This is a genomic window from Micromonospora sp. R311, from assembly GCF_056780015.1.
Genome location: NZ_JBSWCE010000027.1, coordinates 44,139 through 59,748, shown reverse-complemented (window position 1 = coordinate 59,748; position 15,610 = coordinate 44,139). Strand labels below are relative to the sequence as shown.

At 73.6% G+C, this 15,610-nt stretch carries 16 protein-coding genes and 1 pseudogene; 11 read left to right on the top strand and 6 right to left on the bottom strand.

From position 1 onward, the window contains the following. Nucleotides 1-27 precede the first annotated feature (27 nt). From AC1WTP_RS22675 to AC1WTP_RS22665, 3 genes and pseudogenes are all read left to right on the top strand, one after another. Entirely contained in the window at nucleotides 28-1,101 is a 1,074-nt protein-coding gene (locus AC1WTP_RS22675) for an IS110 family RNA-guided transposase (protein WP_481651281.1), read from the top strand. After that, nucleotides 1,098-1,433 carry a hypothetical protein gene (locus AC1WTP_RS22670; protein ID WP_481651280.1) on the top strand — a complete coding sequence of 112 codons (336 nt, stop codon included), beginning with the start codon at nucleotides 1,098-1,100 and terminating at the stop codon, nucleotides 1,431-1,433. Before AC1WTP_RS22675 ends, AC1WTP_RS22670 begins: the two co-directional genes overlap by 4 nt. A gap of 581 nt (nucleotides 1,434-2,014) precedes the next feature. Further along, a pseudogene (locus AC1WTP_RS22665) lies at nucleotides 2,015-2,749 on the top strand (VOC family protein). A 242-nt stretch (nucleotides 2,750-2,991) separates the two neighbouring features. Here AC1WTP_RS22665 and AC1WTP_RS22660 read toward each other — a convergent pair. Beyond that, complete coding sequence (locus AC1WTP_RS22660; protein WP_481651279.1) at nucleotides 2,992-3,561, bottom strand: TetR/AcrR family transcriptional regulator; 570 nt, start codon at nucleotides 3,559-3,561, stop codon at nucleotides 2,992-2,994. Nucleotides 3,562-3,621: 60 nt separating this feature from the next. On the opposite strand from AC1WTP_RS22660, the gene AC1WTP_RS22655 reads away from it, so the two are divergent. From AC1WTP_RS22655 to AC1WTP_RS22630, 6 genes are all read left to right on the top strand, one after another. After that, on the top strand, nucleotides 3,622-4,107 hold the full coding sequence (locus AC1WTP_RS22655; protein WP_481651278.1) for an FBP domain-containing protein: 486 nt from the start codon (nucleotides 3,622-3,624) through the stop codon (nucleotides 4,105-4,107). A 191-nt stretch (nucleotides 4,108-4,298) separates the two neighbouring features. Continuing rightward, on the top strand, nucleotides 4,299-4,673 hold the full coding sequence (locus AC1WTP_RS22650) for a VOC family protein (RefSeq protein WP_481651277.1): 375 nt from the start codon (nucleotides 4,299-4,301) through the stop codon (nucleotides 4,671-4,673). Nucleotides 4,674-4,894: 221 nt separating this feature from the next. Then, nucleotides 4,895-5,107, top strand: a complete 213-nt coding sequence (locus AC1WTP_RS22645; protein ID WP_481651276.1) for a hypothetical protein — start codon at nucleotides 4,895-4,897, stop codon at nucleotides 5,105-5,107. Nucleotides 5,108-5,224: 117 nt separating this feature from the next. Further along, on the top strand, nucleotides 5,225-6,091 hold the full coding sequence (locus AC1WTP_RS22640; RefSeq protein WP_481651275.1) for a GyrI-like domain-containing protein: 867 nt from the start codon (nucleotides 5,225-5,227) through the stop codon (nucleotides 6,089-6,091). Nucleotides 6,092-6,169: 78 nt separating this feature from the next. Then, nucleotides 6,170-6,499: a PadR family transcriptional regulator gene (locus AC1WTP_RS22635; protein WP_481651274.1), complete on the top strand. Its 330-nt coding sequence runs from the start codon at nucleotides 6,170-6,172 to the stop codon at nucleotides 6,497-6,499. Then, on the top strand, nucleotides 6,493-7,476 hold the full coding sequence (locus AC1WTP_RS22630; protein WP_481651273.1) for a cation diffusion facilitator family transporter: 984 nt from the start codon (nucleotides 6,493-6,495) through the stop codon (nucleotides 7,474-7,476). The genes AC1WTP_RS22635 and AC1WTP_RS22630 overlap by 7 nt, the downstream gene beginning before the upstream one ends. Before the next feature lie 13 nt (nucleotides 7,477-7,489). On the opposite strand, the gene AC1WTP_RS22625 is transcribed toward AC1WTP_RS22630, so the two are convergent. The 3 genes from AC1WTP_RS22625 to AC1WTP_RS22615 form a co-directional block, all read right to left on the bottom strand. Beyond that, on the bottom strand, nucleotides 7,490-8,281 hold the full coding sequence (locus AC1WTP_RS22625) for a nucleotidyltransferase domain-containing protein (protein ID WP_481651272.1): 792 nt from the start codon (nucleotides 8,279-8,281) through the stop codon (nucleotides 7,490-7,492). Between the two features lie 47 nt (nucleotides 8,282-8,328). Then, nucleotides 8,329-8,823 carry an NUDIX hydrolase gene (locus AC1WTP_RS22620; protein WP_481651271.1) on the bottom strand — a complete coding sequence of 165 codons (495 nt, stop codon included), beginning with the start codon at nucleotides 8,821-8,823 and terminating at the stop codon, nucleotides 8,329-8,331. Between the two features lie 370 nt (nucleotides 8,824-9,193). Continuing rightward, the gene (locus AC1WTP_RS22615) at nucleotides 9,194-10,192 is read right to left on the bottom strand and encodes a hypothetical protein (protein ID WP_481651270.1); all 999 of its coding nucleotides are present in this window, start codon (nucleotides 10,190-10,192) and stop codon (nucleotides 9,194-9,196) included. Nucleotides 10,193-10,288: 96 nt separating this feature from the next. On the opposite strand from AC1WTP_RS22615, the gene AC1WTP_RS22610 reads away from it, so the two are divergent. Beyond that, complete coding sequence (locus AC1WTP_RS22610; RefSeq protein WP_481651269.1) at nucleotides 10,289-11,722, top strand: RNB domain-containing ribonuclease; 1,434 nt, start codon at nucleotides 10,289-10,291, stop codon at nucleotides 11,720-11,722. A 76-nt stretch (nucleotides 11,723-11,798) separates the two neighbouring features. Then, a complete protein-coding gene (npdG, locus tag AC1WTP_RS22605) occupies nucleotides 11,799-12,497 on the top strand; it encodes an NADPH-dependent F420 reductase (RefSeq protein WP_481651268.1) in 699 nt (232 codons plus the stop codon). Between the two features lie 130 nt (nucleotides 12,498-12,627). Here npdG and panB read toward each other — a convergent pair whose 3' ends face one another. Both panB and AC1WTP_RS22595 read right to left on the bottom strand, forming a co-directional pair. Then, nucleotides 12,628-13,473 carry a 3-methyl-2-oxobutanoate hydroxymethyltransferase gene (panB, locus tag AC1WTP_RS22600; RefSeq protein ID WP_481651267.1) on the bottom strand — a complete coding sequence of 282 codons (846 nt, stop codon included), beginning with the start codon at nucleotides 13,471-13,473 and terminating at the stop codon, nucleotides 12,628-12,630. A 160-nt stretch (nucleotides 13,474-13,633) separates the two neighbouring features. Further along, on the bottom strand, nucleotides 13,634-15,394 hold the full coding sequence (locus tag AC1WTP_RS22595) for an NAD+ synthase (protein WP_481651266.1): 1,761 nt from the start codon (nucleotides 15,392-15,394) through the stop codon (nucleotides 13,634-13,636). Between the last annotated feature and the right edge of the window lie 216 nt (nucleotides 15,395-15,610).

The following is a 15,610-nucleotide window of genomic DNA, read 5'->3' as shown; positions in this document are numbered from 1 at the left end:
GTGCGCGGTGGTCGAGCCTTGCCGTCAATGCAGCAGGTAGGAGGCAGCGTGAGCGAGGACCAGGACGTGACCGTCGGGGTCGACACGCACAAGGACGTGCACGTCGCGGCGGTGTTGGACCAGACCGGTCGGGTGTTGGGCACCAGAGGCTTTCCGACGACGATGCGCGGCTACGCGCAGCTCGCCACCTGGGCTGAATCCTTCGGCACGGTTGCCAGGGTCGGTCTGGAAGGCAGCGGCAGTTACGGCGCCGGGTTGCTGCGGTTCCTGACTGAATACGGCCTGACCGTGGTCGAGGTCGACCGCCCGGACCGCTCCACCCGCCGCCGGATCGGCAAGACTGACACCATCGACGCCGAGTCCGCCGCCCGGGCGGTCCTGTCCGGCCGCGCCAGCGGCACCCCGAAGACCCGTCACGCCCAGGTCGAGATGATCCGGGCTCTGCGCGTTGCTCGCCGCGGAGCGATGAAGGCTCGGATTCAAGCCGGAGGTCAAGTCGAAGCGCTCATCGTCTCGGCCCCCGAACCCGTGAGAGAACTGGTGCGCGGGCTGGCCGGCAAGAAACGCATCCCTGTCTGCGCCGCTTTGCGGCCTGGCAGAGTGTCTGACCCGGTGGCCGCCACGAAGGTTGCGCTGCGCAGCCTCGCCCGACGCTGGCTCGCCCTCCAGGCGGAGATCGACGACCTCGACGGCCACCTGGCCGCCCTCGTCACCTCCGCCGCCCCGGATTTGGTCGCGCTGCCTGGCGTCGGCGTCGACACCGCCGGGCAACTCCTCGTCACCGCCGGCGACAACCCTCACCGCTTGCACTCCGAAGCGGCTTTCGCCCGGCTCTGCGGCGTCGCCCCCATCCCAGCCAGCTCCGGACGGACCGACCGCCACCGCCTACACCGTGGCGGCGACCGCGACGCCAACCGCGCACTCTGGCGCATCACCCTCGTCCGCATGCGCTGCCACCAGCCCACCAAGGACTACGTCACCCGCCGAACCGCAGAGGGCAAGACCAAGACCGAGATCATGCGATGCCTCAAGCGCTACATCGCCCGCGAAGCCTTCACCTACCTCGTCAGCGAGCCAGCGATGCTTCAATCATCGCCGTGACCGACAGCTGGCCCACGGCACTGCACACCGCGCTCCGGCGCGGGCAGCTACTCGTCGCGGAGGTTCCCGCCTCCCGGCCCGACCGCCGCGCCTGGATCGCGATCTACCCCCTACAGACCCCCGCCGCTACCGGCCACGGGTTCAACCTCTTCCACCGTGAGTTCGAAGCCAGCTACATCGACAACGGCTGGTGCGTCGGGCCAGGTGACGGTATGACCGACGTGCGGACCGCGCACGCTCAAGACGAGATGAAGCTCAACCAGGTGCTCACAGCGTGGGGCCTCGATCCGAGCCAGCTCACCTACGCTCATCGGACCGACTACCCCGTCTGACACCGGCTCAGGACTTGCGGAAAATAGGAGCGTCCACTTCGCCGGCGGCCGGCTGTCCTGCGCCGTTGATGGTTGACACGGCGGGCCTCGGTTGACGTTTGACACCTGGTCGGCCCGGCCCTCTTTTCGTCTGTAGCCAGGCGGGAGGAGCACCGGGTGGGACTCGCGGAGTTGAGCGTCATGGAGCAGCGGAAGGAACGCACCCGGAACCCCATCGATCGACTCTTCCGGCCCGACCCAGCTGACGGCCCCGAGACGGCCTGACGTGGGGGAGTGGTGGCATTCGCCCAGCTCAGAGGCTATATCGTCACTAGAATCCGGCGTACAGGTCGACTCGTCCGTCGCCCACCAGGTCGCAGCCTCGATCGAGGCTGCGACCTCAGCGTATATCCGGCTATCTATGGTCGTTGGTGGTCCTCATCGGTTCGCGTTCGACGCCCTGACCGCTGCATGTCACGGCTACCGGCCCACGGATGGCCCGGGATGGCCCGGGATGGTTCGGGTCCAGTCGTCGTGACCGGAAGCGACGCGAATGTGTCCCCACCGCGGGGGTCCCAGCGACAGGCCTTAGCATCGTCGGGATGGCAACGCGGCTCGTGCAAATCAAAATGAAGGCTCGGGACGACTCCGCGCTGGGCGGTTTCTGGGCGGAGGCGCTCGGCTGGGGAGTCTCCAGCGAGGGACCCGGCGTGACCAACCTCGAACCCGAGGGCTTCGTCTCCCCCGACCCCGTCGCCGTCTGCATCGACCTCATCGCCTCCCCGGAACCCAAGACGGTGAAGAACCGCGTGCACGTCGACCTCGCCATCACCTCGGCGGCCCATCAGGCGGAGGTGGTCGCGCGCCTGAAGGATCTCGGCGCAACACCCGCCGACGTGGGCCAGGGCGACGTCCCGTGGACGGTCATGGCCGACCCGGAGGGCAACGAGTTCTGCGTGCTGGACGCGCGACCGCTCTACCGGGACACCGGACCGATCGCCGCGGTAGTGGTCGACTGCGCGGATCCGCGAGCCATGGCCCGCTTCTGAAGCGCGGCCACGGACTGGACCCTCCACGAGGTGACCGACCACAACGCGGTACTGCGCTCCGCCAAGGGCGTCGGCCCATATCTGCGGTTCGTCCGCACATCCGACGTGAAGACCGTGTGGAACCGCGTCCATCTCGACGTCCGCCCATATCCCGGTGACGACCTGGAGGCCGAGGCGGCCAGACTGCGAACTCTCGGTGCCACCCCCATCGACCTGGGCGAGAGCGTCCCGTGGACGGTCCTCGCCGACCCGGAGGGCAACGAGTTCTGCCTCCTCGCCCCAGGCTGACCCAAACCCTCTTCATCCGCTCACTACGGCCAGGAGCCCGGACTCTGCGACGCGCACCAGCACCCTCGGCGGAAGGTGGCCGCCAGTATGTCCCCATCCCCCGGACAGGTGCCCAGGACTGCGGCGCCCCGGGCGGGGTCAAGGGTGGCCGTAGGCCATCGACGTGCCGCCCTTGACGCCGGGCGGGTGGTGTAGCGGACCGGGCGCCGGGGGATGGGTCACGTGTCGTTCTTCGCCAGGCTTCACTGTGGCGGCCAGTTCCTGAGCAGGGCGTCGAGGGCGTCCAGGGACCGGGACCACGAGGCGTCCGCCGTCCGCGGATGGTGCCGGAAGCCCCCCGTCCGCTCCAGGGTCACGAATCCGTGGAACGTGCTGTGCATCATCCGTACCGCGTCCGTCTGATCGGGCTCGGACAGCCGGTAGCCGCGCAGGATCGCCCGCGTCATCTCCGCGTGCCGGGGGCCCGCGCTGGCGGCCGCCGTCTCCGGGTCGAACTCCTGCTGCATCGCGGCGTACCTGCCCGGATGCCGCTTCGCGTAGTCCCGGTAGGCGTTGGCGAAGGCCACCAGCGCGTCCTTGCCGGCGCGGCCGGCGAGCGCGGCGGCGACCCGGTCGGCGAGTTCCGCCAGGGCCAGCAGCGCCACCCTGATCCGCAGGTCCTGCGCGTTCTTGATGTGGGAGTACAGGCTCGCGTCCTTGACGCCGAAGCGGCGCGCGAGCGCCGAGACCGTGACGTTCTCGAAGCCGACCTCGTCGGCCAACTCCGCCGCCGCGAGGGTCAGGCGCTCGGCGGAGAGCCCCGCACGCGTCATGTGCCGCACCCCACACCTAGTCGTTTTAAGTGCTTGCCTAATGAGGTTAGGCTGGATCCTATGCTACCAAGGACCGAGTCCGCGATCCGCGCCTCCTTCGTCAACTGCACCAAGGGCGAGGCGAAGCGCCTGGCCGTGCCAAAGGACCTGGCGGAGCGCCCCTGGGACGACCTCGACTTCCTCGGGTGGCGCGACCCGTCCGCGGGAGAGCGTGCCTACCTGGTCGCCGAGTCCGGCGCGGGGCTGGTCGGGGTGGCCTTGCGGGTGGCACCCCAGACCGGCCGGGTCCGGCGGAGCATGTGCTCGTTCTGCCTGACCACGCACACCGGAGACGGCGTCTCGCTGATGACCGCGCGCAAGGCCGGGAAGGACGGTCGGCAGGGGAACTCCGTCGGCGTTTACATCTGCACCGACCTGGCCTGCTCGCTCTACCTGCGCGGCAAGAAGGACGCCGGACGGCGCATCGACGAGTCGATCACGCTGGCGGAGAAGATCGAGCGAACCACGGCCAGTGTCACCGCCTTCCTGCACAGGGTTGTCGGGTGACCGGGCGCCGGTGACCGGCGGATCAGGGCGGCCTCGGAGCTGGCCGTACGCTGCCGCAGCCCGACCTGCGCCGCTGGCGGGACTGGCGCGGGCAGCCGCTGCCCTGGTGGCACCGCCGGCTCTATGAGGACGACTAGGCCCGTTCGGAGCGGGACGGACAGGTTCCGGCCGCGCCACTACCCTTGCCTCGCATGCATCGAAGCCGCGTCTACGCCCTCCTCATCGACACCCCCGAAGCCGACCGCGCGACCGCCTTCTGGTCGGCTGCGCTCGGCGTGCCCACCGAGGTGGACCCGCAGTATCCGCAGTTCATCGGCCTGCACGGCGCCCTGCCCGGGATCGTCACCGCGGTGCAGGCGGTCGACGACGCACCTCGGTTCCACCTCGACTTCGAGACCGACGACGTCGACGCCGAGACCGCGCGCCTGGTCGCCCTCGGCGCGACCGAGGTGACCCGGTGGCAGGAGTGCCGGGTGCTGCGGGTGCCGGGCGGGCACCTGGTCTGCGTCCTGCCGGTGGAGAGCCCGCCGGAGGTCTTCGACGCGCAGGCCAGGACGTGGCCCTGACGCCGCACGCATCACCGTCCGCAGGCGATCGGCGCCGGGCGGCCGGCTCTACACTGCGGTCGTGTCCGACCCGGTACCCAGTCGTACGCACCGGCTGCTGCGGGCCGCGGTGCTGGATGTCGCCGTGCTGCTCCCCGCCGTCGCGCTGGCGACGGCCGTGCAGGACGCGACCGGCAGCGACCTGCTGCGGGTGCTGGCCGGGGGGCGTCCTGCCGGCGCTCGTGACGGCATGGCTGGCGCCGCTGGCCTCGTACCGTCGCCGGGACGCCCTGTTCTGCCTGACCGGCATCGGGGCGTACGTCTTCCTGGTCGTCGCCTGGCGGGTGGCGTACCTGCCCTACCGCGACTGGCCGCCGCGGCCGGAGGAGGTCCGCCGGGCGCGCTACCTGAGCGACCCGCGGCACGCCGGAATCTGGCGGCTGCCCGCCTCCTGACCGCGCCCCGCACCCCCAGGCGGCCCGCCACCGCCCCGACCGATCCGGGCACCAGATGTCGGGTCGGCACCGCCGCGCCCCGCCTAGCGTTGCTGCTCGAAAGGGAAGGAGACCGGGGTGCTGGAGCGGTTGAACCAGGCCATGGAGCACATCGAGCGCCACCTCGACCAGCGGATCGAGGTGGCCGAACTGGCACGGATCGCGGTGACGTCGGAGTACCACTTCCGGCGGCTCTTCTCCGCGCTCGCCGGCATGCCGCTGTCGGAGTACCTCCGCCGCCGGCGGCTGACGGTCGCGGGCGCCGAGGTGCTCGCGGGGGAGCGGACGCTGCTGGAGATCGCGGTCCGTTACGGCTACGGCTCCACCGAGGCGTTCGCCCGGGCGTTCCAGGCCGTGCACGGCGTGGGCCCCGGCGAGGCCCGGCGTACGGGGGCGGCGCTGCGCTCCCAGCCCCGGATGTCCTTCCGTCTCGTCGTGGAAGGGAGCAGCAGTATGCGATACCGGATCGTGCGCAAGGACGAGTTCCGACTGGTGGGCCGCAAGGCCCGGGTACCGCTGGTGCACGAGGGGATGAATCCCGCGATCGTCGCCTTCGTCAAGGGCATCGACCCGGAGACGGTACGCCGGATCGAGTCGCTGTCCGACCAGGAGCCGCAGGGCATCGTCAACGTCAGCGACAACCTGGCCGGCAGCCGGGCGGAGGGCACCGAGCTGGACTACTGGCACGGCGTGGTGACCGGCGCCGACGCGCCCGCCGACCTGGACGCGCTGACCGTGCCGGCGGGCGACTGGGCGGTCTTCGGGACCTCCGGGGAATTCCCGCAGGCGTTGCAGTACCTGTGGCGGGACGTGTTCACCCAGTGGTTCCCGTCCAACCCGTACCGGGCCCGGCCCGGGCCGGAGATCTCCCGCACCCGGCTCTCCGCCGACGGCAAGCAGGCGGACGCGGAGCTGTGGATCCCGGTGGAGCGGGTGACCGCCTGACCGGCTGACCGGTGGGGGCCCGACGGGCGGAAACCGCAGGGCCCCCACCCCTATATAGAGTTCCGATATAGTGCCGGCGTGCGGATCACGATTCCGGTGGCGCGGGTGCTCGCCGCGTTGCTGGCCGAGCCCGACGCCGAGCGCTACGGCCTGGACCTGATGGCCATGACGGAGCTGCCCAGCGGCACCCTCTACCCGGTGCTGCACCGCCTCCGGTCGGCGGGCTGGCTCACCGCCGAGTGGGAGTCGGTCGATCCGTCCACGGTGGGCCGACCGGCGCGACGCTACTACCGGCTCACCGCCGAGGGGGTGGTCGCCGCCCGGCGTACCCTCGCCGAGCTGCGGGCGCTGGCACCGGGCCGCCCGGTCCGCGGTGGCGCCGAGCCGACCGGGGCGCCGGCGTGGTGACCCGCCGCGTCGTCGAGCTGCTGCTCGCGGTCGCGCAGCGCCGCTGGCCGGTCGAGTTCCGGGCCGACCTGCGCCGGGAGTGGGACGCCGAACTGCACGTCCTCGCCGAACGGCGGCAGCGGTTGCCGATGCTGCGCTTCGCCGCCAGCCTCGCCGCCCGCCCCTCCGGCGTCGACGCCGCCGACCACGTCCCGATCGGCCGCCGGCTGCTCCGTACCGTCCTGCCGCTGCTGCTCGCCCCGGCGGCCGGCGCCGGCGTCGTGTTCGCCGGACTGGTGGTGATGGGGACGGTGGTCCAGGTGCTGAGCTGGCGAGGCGGCCTCTGGGCGTACGAGCTGCAACTGCCGATCGCCTCCGCGGTCACCGCCGCCGGGGCGGTGGGGCTCGCGCTGCTCGCGGACCGGCTCGCCCGGGCCGGTTCGCCCCGCGCCGGATGGCGGACGACGTTCGGCATCGTCGCACCGGTCGCGCTGACCGTCGCGGTGCTCGGCTCCGTCGTCTTCGACTACGCCGACGCGCCGGCCCGGGTCGCGCCCGGCCTGGTGCTCTGGCTCGCCGGCCTGGCCCTGGTCCTGCGCGGGGCGGCCCGGCTGGCCGGGCGGGGCCGCGTCCGCGCCGCCTGGTGGCTCGGGGTCCTGGGTGCGATCGCCGTCGCCGACGCGGCGACGATCCTCGCCGTGCTGGGTCAGGTGCCGACCGACGCGGAGAGCGTCGTGGACGGGGTGCCGCAGGGCGACAGCCTCGACCCGGTCTCCGCCCCGCTGTGGCTCCTCGTCTGCTACACCGACTCGGCACTGGGGCTGCCCCGGCCGACCGGCCAGGAGATCTTCCTGATCACCGACGCGGTCCTGCTGGAGCCGTTGCTCTACCTCGCCTTAACCCCTTACGCCCTGGCCTGGGCGATCCGGGCCGCGCGCGGGCGGGCAGCGCCGGAGCCTGGCCTCGCCGCGCCCGAACCAGTCACCCGGCCGTCCTGATCCGACTCCCGGGTCACTCCGCGCCGGCGCTGATCTCGGCCAGCACCCGGCGCTGGAAGGCACGGGCCTCGGGACCGCTCGGCGGCGGGCCACCGGCGCGGGCCGCGATCGACCGTTCGATCAGGTCGGCCGGCTCAGCGTCCGCCGCCCAGCCGTCGGCCATCAGCCGGCGACCGGCCGCGGCCTTCGACAACCACCGACCGTGCCGGACCTTCGCCAGGGACCGGCAGGCGCCGAGCACCGCGTCCTCCGCCCCGGGGGCGGGGCCGTCGCCGGGCGGGGTGGGCAGCGCGAGCCACCAGCGCAGCGCGTCGACCAGCAGCCGGCGCAGGTCCGCCGGGGACAGGTCGGCGAAGGCATCGGCGGCCGGCGGCCCGAGCAGCGCGTGCCCGCACTCGTGCAGGATGCTGCGGTCCAGGCCGTACCAGAACCGCCCGTCCGCGGCGGGCCGGTCGGCCGGGTCCCAGGTGACCCGGAAGTCCATCCGGGCCCCGGTGTTCAGCTCGACCTCGAACCCGGGCTCCGGGGTGCCGGAGCGGGCGACCTTCGCGGTGTAGACGACCAGTTCGAGCCCGCGCGCCGGGCAGGGCAGCGCCTCGTGCCGGAGCCCGGCCACCAGCCGGCGCTCGCGGTCCGCGTCGAGCGGCTCGGCGCAGACCAGCGCCACGTCGACGTCGCTGCGGCCGCGTTGGTAGGCCCCCAGGCCGACCGAGCCGGCGGCGTACGCGCCGACCAGATCGTCGCCGAGCACGTCACGGGCCACCCCGACCAGGTCCGTCAGGTAGCGGCGCACCTCGCTGTCCACGCCACATTGTGGCCCGCGGCCCGACGGGCCGCGGCGAGGGGGCCGGCTCAGACGTCGTCGGTCCAGGCCGTGCCCGGCGGCAAATACCAGGCCGCCGGCTCCTCGGCCAGGGCGCGCCGGACGACGGTGCGGGCGTGCGCGTCCAGCGCCGGCAGCGCGTCCATCGGGAACCACCGCACGGCCACCGACTCGTCGTCGTTGACCCGGGCCGTGCCACCGAGCAGGCGGCAGTGGAAGCCCAGGTTGAGGTACTCGCAGCGGTCGCCGTTCGGGTACGTGTGCGGGTGCGAGACGACGCTGCTGAGCCGCACCGGCTCGACGTCCAGGCCGGTCTCCTCGTACACCTCGCGGACCACCGCGGTGGCCGGCTGCTCGCCCGGCTCGACGAAGCCGCTGACCACCGACCAGCGCCCGTCGTCGGCGCGCTGGCCGAGCAGCAGTTCGCCGGCGGCGTTGCGGACCACCGCGCTGACGCTCGGCAGCCACAGCAGGTCGTGGCCGACGTGCTTGCGCATCCGCAGGATGTAGTCCGGTACGCCCATCCGCAGACCCTAACCCGGGCCGGCGGCGCCACCCGGTTCCCGCCCGGCCGGGCAGGGTCGGGCACCGCATCGATCATGAGGTCGGGCGGTGGCGCCGGGGCGTACCGGAGCCGGTCGTCCAGCCGATCCCGCCGCCGTCCCTGCCGGGCACCCGTTTTCGCAGTTCCGGCCCGTCGGGCCGGCCGGCACGTCTACTGTGGAGAAGACGGAGATTTGCGGTGTTCCGGTGGCGGCCGGGCGATTCGCGGTGCACAGTGATCCCATGAGCGACAGCGGGAGTGGTGGGCACTACTACTGGTGCACCCGACACCACCGGGTCGAGACCGATGCCGACGTGTGCCCTGCCAAGCACGTTCTCGGACCGTACGCCTCAGCCGCCGACGCGGAGAACGCGCTGCAGCAGGTGCGGGAGCGCAACGAAGCGTGGGACGCCGAGGACGCCCGCTGGGCCGGGGAGGACAGATAGGCGGCGCGGGACGGCCCGCGTCGAGGTACTCCGTGCTCCGCGAGGAGGCACGCGAGAGCACGTCCCCAAGGAGGGAACCGAGATGGCCCAAGCACAGCAGGCCACCCGCCCGGCCACGAAACGGACCACCGCGAAGAAGACCGCCGCGGCGGAGCGGAACACCGGCGCCAGCCGTACCACGCCCGCGCGCCGGGCCGCCGCGACCACGGCGGCCAAGAAGGCGTCCGCCGGCGCCGGCCGGGCGCCGGCCAAGAAGACCGCGAAGTCGACCCCCGCCCGGCAGGCCGCGGCCAAGGCCACCACCGCGGCGACGAAGGCGGCGGCGAGGAAGACCGCCGCGAAGGCGCCGGCCAAGAAGGCGGCGGCCCGGACCACCGGCACCGCGAAGAAGACCACGGCGGCGGCGAAGGCGCCCGCGAAGAAGGTCAGCTCCACGGCGAAGAAGACCACCGCGGCGGCGAAGAAGACCACCACCGCCGCGAAGAAGACCACGGCGGCGAAGGCTCCGGCGAAGAAGGCGCCGGCGAAGAAGGTCACGGCGAAGAAGGCGCCGGCGAAGAAGGTCACGGCGAAGAAAGCGCCGGCGAAGAAGGCCCCGGCGAAGAAGGTCACGGCGGCGAAGAAGGCCCCGGCGAAGGCGCCGGCGGCGAAGGCTCCGGCGAAGAAGGTCACCGCCAAGAAGACCGCCGCCAAGAAGACCGCGCCGACCCGTCCGGCCGGCACCGCCCGCACGGCCGCGGCGAAGAAGGCCCCGGCCAGGAAGGCGCCCGCGAAGAAGGCGACGGCCACCTCCGCGACCGCCCGCAAGGCGGGCCCGGCCAAGAAGGCGCCGGCGAAGAAGACCACCGCGGTGAAGACACCGGCGACGAAGATGGCCGGGCGTACGACGTCGGCCCGCGGCACCCGGACCACCGCCCGGAGGGCCGCCGGCTGACCGGCCCCCGCTGACCCGCCCGCGCCGGGGAAGCGGATCAACCGCCGCGCTGTCAGGATTGACCCGTGGTCATCCGACGCGTACTCGCGCCCCGCATCGACTTCGGCGCGCTGCGCCGCGAGCTGGGACTCCCCGAGGAGTTCCCGGCCGCGGCGCAGCGCGAGGCGGACGCCGCCGCGGCCGCCCCGCCGCGCCCGCCCGTCGATCGCACCGACGTCCCGTTCGTGACCCTCGACCCGGCCACCTCCCGCGACCTGGACCAGGCGATGTGCCTCACCCGCCGGCCCGGCGGCGGCTACCGGGTGCGGTACGCGATCGCCGACGTGGCCGCGCACGTACGCCCCGGCGGCGCGCTCGAGGAGGAGACCTGGCGGCGGGGGCAGACCGTCTACCTGCCCGACGGCAACGTGCCGCTGCATCCGGAGACGCTCAGCGAGGGCGCGGCCAGCCTGCTGCCGGACGTCGACCGGGCCGCCGTGGTGTGGACGATCGACCTGGACACCGACGGCGCCACCGTCGCCGTCGAGCTGGAACGGGCGCTGGTCCGCAGCCGGGCCAAGCTCGACTACACCGGCGTCCAGGCCGACGCCGACGCCGGACGGCTGCCCGACCCGATCGCCCTGCTGCCGGAACTCGGCGCGCTGCTCACCGCCCGCGGGCTGCGCCGGGGGGCGATCAACCTGCCGCTGCCGGAGCAGGACGTGGAGGCCGACGGCGACGGCTGGCGGCTGGTGCTGCGCGGGCCGGTGCCGATGGAGGAGCACAACGCCCAGATCTCCCTGCTGACCGGGATGGCCGCCGCCGACATCATGCTGGCCGGCCGGGTCGGCCTGCTGCGGACGATGCCGGCGCCGAAGCCCGAGGCGGTGCAGCGGCTGCGGGCCGCCGCCGCCCCGCTGGGCGTGCACTGGCCGGACGGCGCCGGCCCCGGCGAGGTGATCGCCGGGCTGGACCCGTCGCAACCCCGGTCGGCGGCCTTCGTGGACCAGGCCGCCGAGCTGATGCGCGGGGCCGCGTACACCGCCTTCGACGGCGAGGTTCCCGAGCAGCCGGAACACGGCGGGGTGGCGGCCGCGTACGCCCACGTCACGGCGCCGTTGCGCCGGTTGGCCGACCGGTACGCCACGGAGGTCTGCCTGGCGCTGCACGAGGGCCGGCCGGTGCCGGAGTGGGCCCGCGCGGCGCTGCCCCGGCTGCCGGAGGTGATGGCCACGACCGACCGGACCGCCTCGGCGGCCACCCGGGGCGCGATCGAGCTGGCCGAGGCGGTGCTGCTGGCGCACCGGGTGGGGGAGACCTTCGACGCCGCGGTGCTGGACGTCGACGCGTCGCCGAACGGCCGGAGCCGGCCCGGCCGGCCGCCGGGCGGCACGGTGGCGCTGGACGACCCGCCGGTGCGCGCCCGCTGCACCGGCGAGCTGCCGCTCGGTGAGCGGGTCCGGGTCCGGCTGGTCACCGCCGACCCGGTCGCCCGCTCGGTGGTCTTCGAACGCGCCTGAGCGTGCCCGGGGGCAGCGGGGATTGTCACAGCGCCGGACGCTCCTGCCGGGCCGGCGGGTTTGCGAGGATGACCGCATGGCATACGACGCGAGCGCACTGCCCGACGTGTCCGGGCTGACCGTCGGCATCATCGGCGGGACCGGCGACCAGGGGCGGGGGCTCGCCTACCGGTTCGCCCGGGCCGGCCACACCGTGCTGATCGGCTCCCGGTCGGCCGAGCGGGCCGCGCGGTCCGCCGAGGAGATCGCCGCCCTGCCCGGCGTGCCGGCCGGGACGAGCGTCACCGGCGCCGACAACGACGAGGTGGCCCGGCGCAGCGACGTGGTCGTCATCGCGGTGCCGTGGGACGGGCACGCGGCCACCGTCGCCGCCCTCGCCGAGCCGCTCGCCGGCAAGATCGTGGTGGACTGCGTCAACCCGCTCGGCTTCGACAAGCAGGGCCCGTACGCGCTGCCGGTCCCCGAGGGCAGCGCGGTCCAGCAGGCCGCCGGGCTGCTGCCCTCCTCCCGGGTCTGCGCGGCGTTCAACCACGTCAGCGCCCCGCTGCTGGCCGATCCGGAGATCGACCGGATCGACCTGGACGTGCTGATCTGCACCGAGGACCGGGAGGTCGCCGGGGTGGTCGCCGCGCTCGCCGCCCGGATCCCCGGCATGCGGGGCATCTACGCCGGCCGGCTGCGCAACGCCCACCAGATCGAGGCGTTCACCGCCAACCTGATCGCCATCAACAAGCGCTACAAGGCGCATGCCGGCATCCGCGTCACCGACGTCTGAGCCCAGGTCGCCCGTGATCGGATGACGCCGGGCCGGGCCGGTCACCCGGTCGTCACCTGCTGAGCAGCAGACGATCACGACGTGCCCCGGGGCACCGGTGGGGCGGTGGCGCCCCACCGGTGCGGACGGATCAGAAGGTGTGCTCGGCAGCCGGGAAGTCGCCGCCACGCACCTCGTCGGCGAACCGGCGGGTGGCGTCGGCGAGGGTGCCGGCCAGGTCGGCGTAGCGCTTCACGAAGCGCGGCGCCTTGCCGGTGCGCAGCCCGGCCATGTCCTGCCAGACCAGCACCTGGGCGTCGGTGTCCGGGCCGGCGCCGATGCCCACGGTCGGGATCCGCAGCTCGTGCGTGATCCGCTTGGCCACCTCGCCGGGCACCATCTCCAGCACCACCGCGAACGCGCCCGCCTCGGCCACCGCCCGGGCGTCGGCGATCACCTCGTCGGCGGCGTCGCCGCGGCCCTGCACCCGGTAGCCGCCGAGGGCGTGCTCGCTCTGCGGGGTGAAGCCGATGTGCGCCATCACCGGGATGCCGGCGCCGGTGATCGCCGCGATCTGCGCCGCGCAGCGCCGGCCGCCCTCCAGCTTCACCGCGTGGCAGCCGCCCTCCTTCATGAACCGCACCGCGGTGCGCAGCGCCTGTGTCGGGCCCTCCTCGTACGAGCCGAAGGGCAGGTCACCGACGACCAGTGTCTGCCGGGTGGCGCGGACCACCGCGCGGACCAGTGGCAGCAGCTCCTCGGCGGTCACCGGGATGGTCGTCTCGTAGCCGAACACGTTGTTCGCCGCCGAGTCGCCGACCAGCAGCACCGGGATGCCGGCCTGGTCGAAGATCGACGCGGTGTACTGGTCGTACGAGGTGAGCATCGCCCACCGCTCGCCGCGTTCCTTGGCGGCGATCAGGTCGCGGGTGCGGACCCGCCGGGTGGCCGGGCCGCCGTAGAGGGCGGTCACCTCGGTCGGGGTGGACTCCACCATGACTCTCTCCTTCCTCGAGGCCGCGTGCGCGGTCCCCGGGTTCCGCCGCGATCGTCGCACCGGACGACCGGGCGGCGGCAGAGCGCAGTGGAGGATTTCACTCCCGGCCGGCGGGGCGGGCCGCTCGCGGCCGCCCCGCGCCGCGGGCCGACGAGCCGCCTCAGCCCTTCTCCCTCCACCGGTTGGTGATCGGCAGCCGCCGGTCCCGGCCGAAGGCCTTCATCGAGATCTTCGTGCCGGGCGCGGACTGGCGGCGCTTGTACTCGGCGGTATCCACCATCCGCAGCACCTTGTCGACCACCGCCGGGTCGTGGCCGGACTCGACCAGCCCGTCCCGGCCCAGGTCGCCGTCGACGTAGCCGATCAGGATCGGGTCGAGCACGTCGTAGTCGGGCAGGGTGTCGCTGTCCAGCTGGCCCGGGCTCAGCTCGGCGCTCGGCGGCTTGCCGATCGAGTGCTCGGGGATGGGCGGGGTCTCGCCGCGGCGGGTCGCGTCGGCGTTGCGCCACTTCGCCAGCCGCCAGATCAGCGTCTTCCACACGTCCTTGACCGGATTGAAGCCGCCGACCGAGTCGCCGTAGAGGGTGGAGTAGCCGACCGCCAGCTCGCTCTTGTTGCCGGTGGTCAGCACCAGGTGGCCCTCCTGGTTCGACAGCGCCATCAGGATCACCCCGCGCACCCGGGCCTGGAGGTTCTCCACCGTCACCCCGGACAGCGACATGTTGGCCAGGAACGTGTCGACCATCGGTTGGATCGGCTCGGTCCGGTAGTCCAGCCCGGTGCGCTTGGCCAGCTCGGCCGCGTCCTCCCTGCTGTGCTCGGAGGAGTGCTGGCTGGGCAGCGACACCCCGACCACCCGGTCGGGCCCGAGCGCGTCCACGGCCAGCGCGGCCACCACCGCCGAGTCGATGCCGCCGGAGAGGCCGAGCACCACCGACGGGAACCGGTTCTTGTTGACGTAGTCGCGCAGGCCGAGCACCAGCGCCTGCCACACCTCGGCCTCGTCGGCGACCGGGGCGATCAGCCCGCCGGTCGCCGCCGGCCCGGCGGGCAGCGGCGGCAGGTCGCCGATCGCGGCCCGCACCACCCGCAACCCGTCGGCCAGCTCGCCGTCGGAGCCGGCCGGCTCGGCCGCCGCGGGCAGCGCCAGGTCGTGCAGCAGCAGGTGCTCGACGAACTGCGGGGCCCGGGCGAGCAGCTCGCCGTCGGCGCCGACCACCATCGAGTCGCCCTCGAAGACCAGCTCGTCCTGGCCGCCGATCATGTTCACGTACGCGATGGCCGCGCCGGCCTCGACGGCCCGGCGGCGGACCAGCGGCAGCCGGATGTCGTCCTTGTTCAGCTCGTACGGCGAGCCGTTGATGTTGACGACCAGGCCGACGCCGGCCTGCCGGGCGGCGGCGAACGGGCCGCCGGCCTGCCACAGGTCCTCGCAGATGGTCAACGCCACGTCCACCCCGCCGGCCCGCACCACGGTCAGCATCTCGCCCGGGACGAAGTAGCGGTCCTCGTCGAACACCCCGTAGTTGGGCAGGTGGTGCTTGAAGTAGGTGGCCGCCACCTCGCCCCGGTGCAGCAGGGCGGCGGCGTTGCGGGCGCCCCGGCCCGGTTCGGCGTCCCCGGCGACCTGCGGCGGGCCGTCGGCGTCCAGGTAGCCGACGACGACCGCCAGCTCGCCCAGCCCGTCCGCGGCGAGGTCGGCGGCGAGCCGGTGCAGGGCGGCCTGCGACGCCGCCACGAAGGACCGCCGGAAGACCAGGTCCTCGACCGGGTAGCCGGTCAGCATCATCTCCGGGAACGCGACGAGCTGGGCGCCGGCGTCGGCGGCCTGACGGGTCCAGCTGCGGACCAGGCCGGCGTTGCCGGCGAGGTCGCCGACGGTCGGGTTGACCTGGCACAGGGCGAGACGCAGGGTCGGCATGCCCTCATCTTGCCCCAGCGGCACGGGCCCGACACGGCGGGCGGCGCGAGACCGCGCCACCCTCCGGCGGCCCGTCCGCACGGCGACGGCCCCGCACCGAGGGCCGCGCGCGGCGGGGCGGCCCACCACCGGCGACCCGCCCGGGCGGCGGGACGCGGCCGGACGATCGGCGGGAGATTCGCGTAACGTCGGCGTAACGAGGCCGGTGGAGACTGG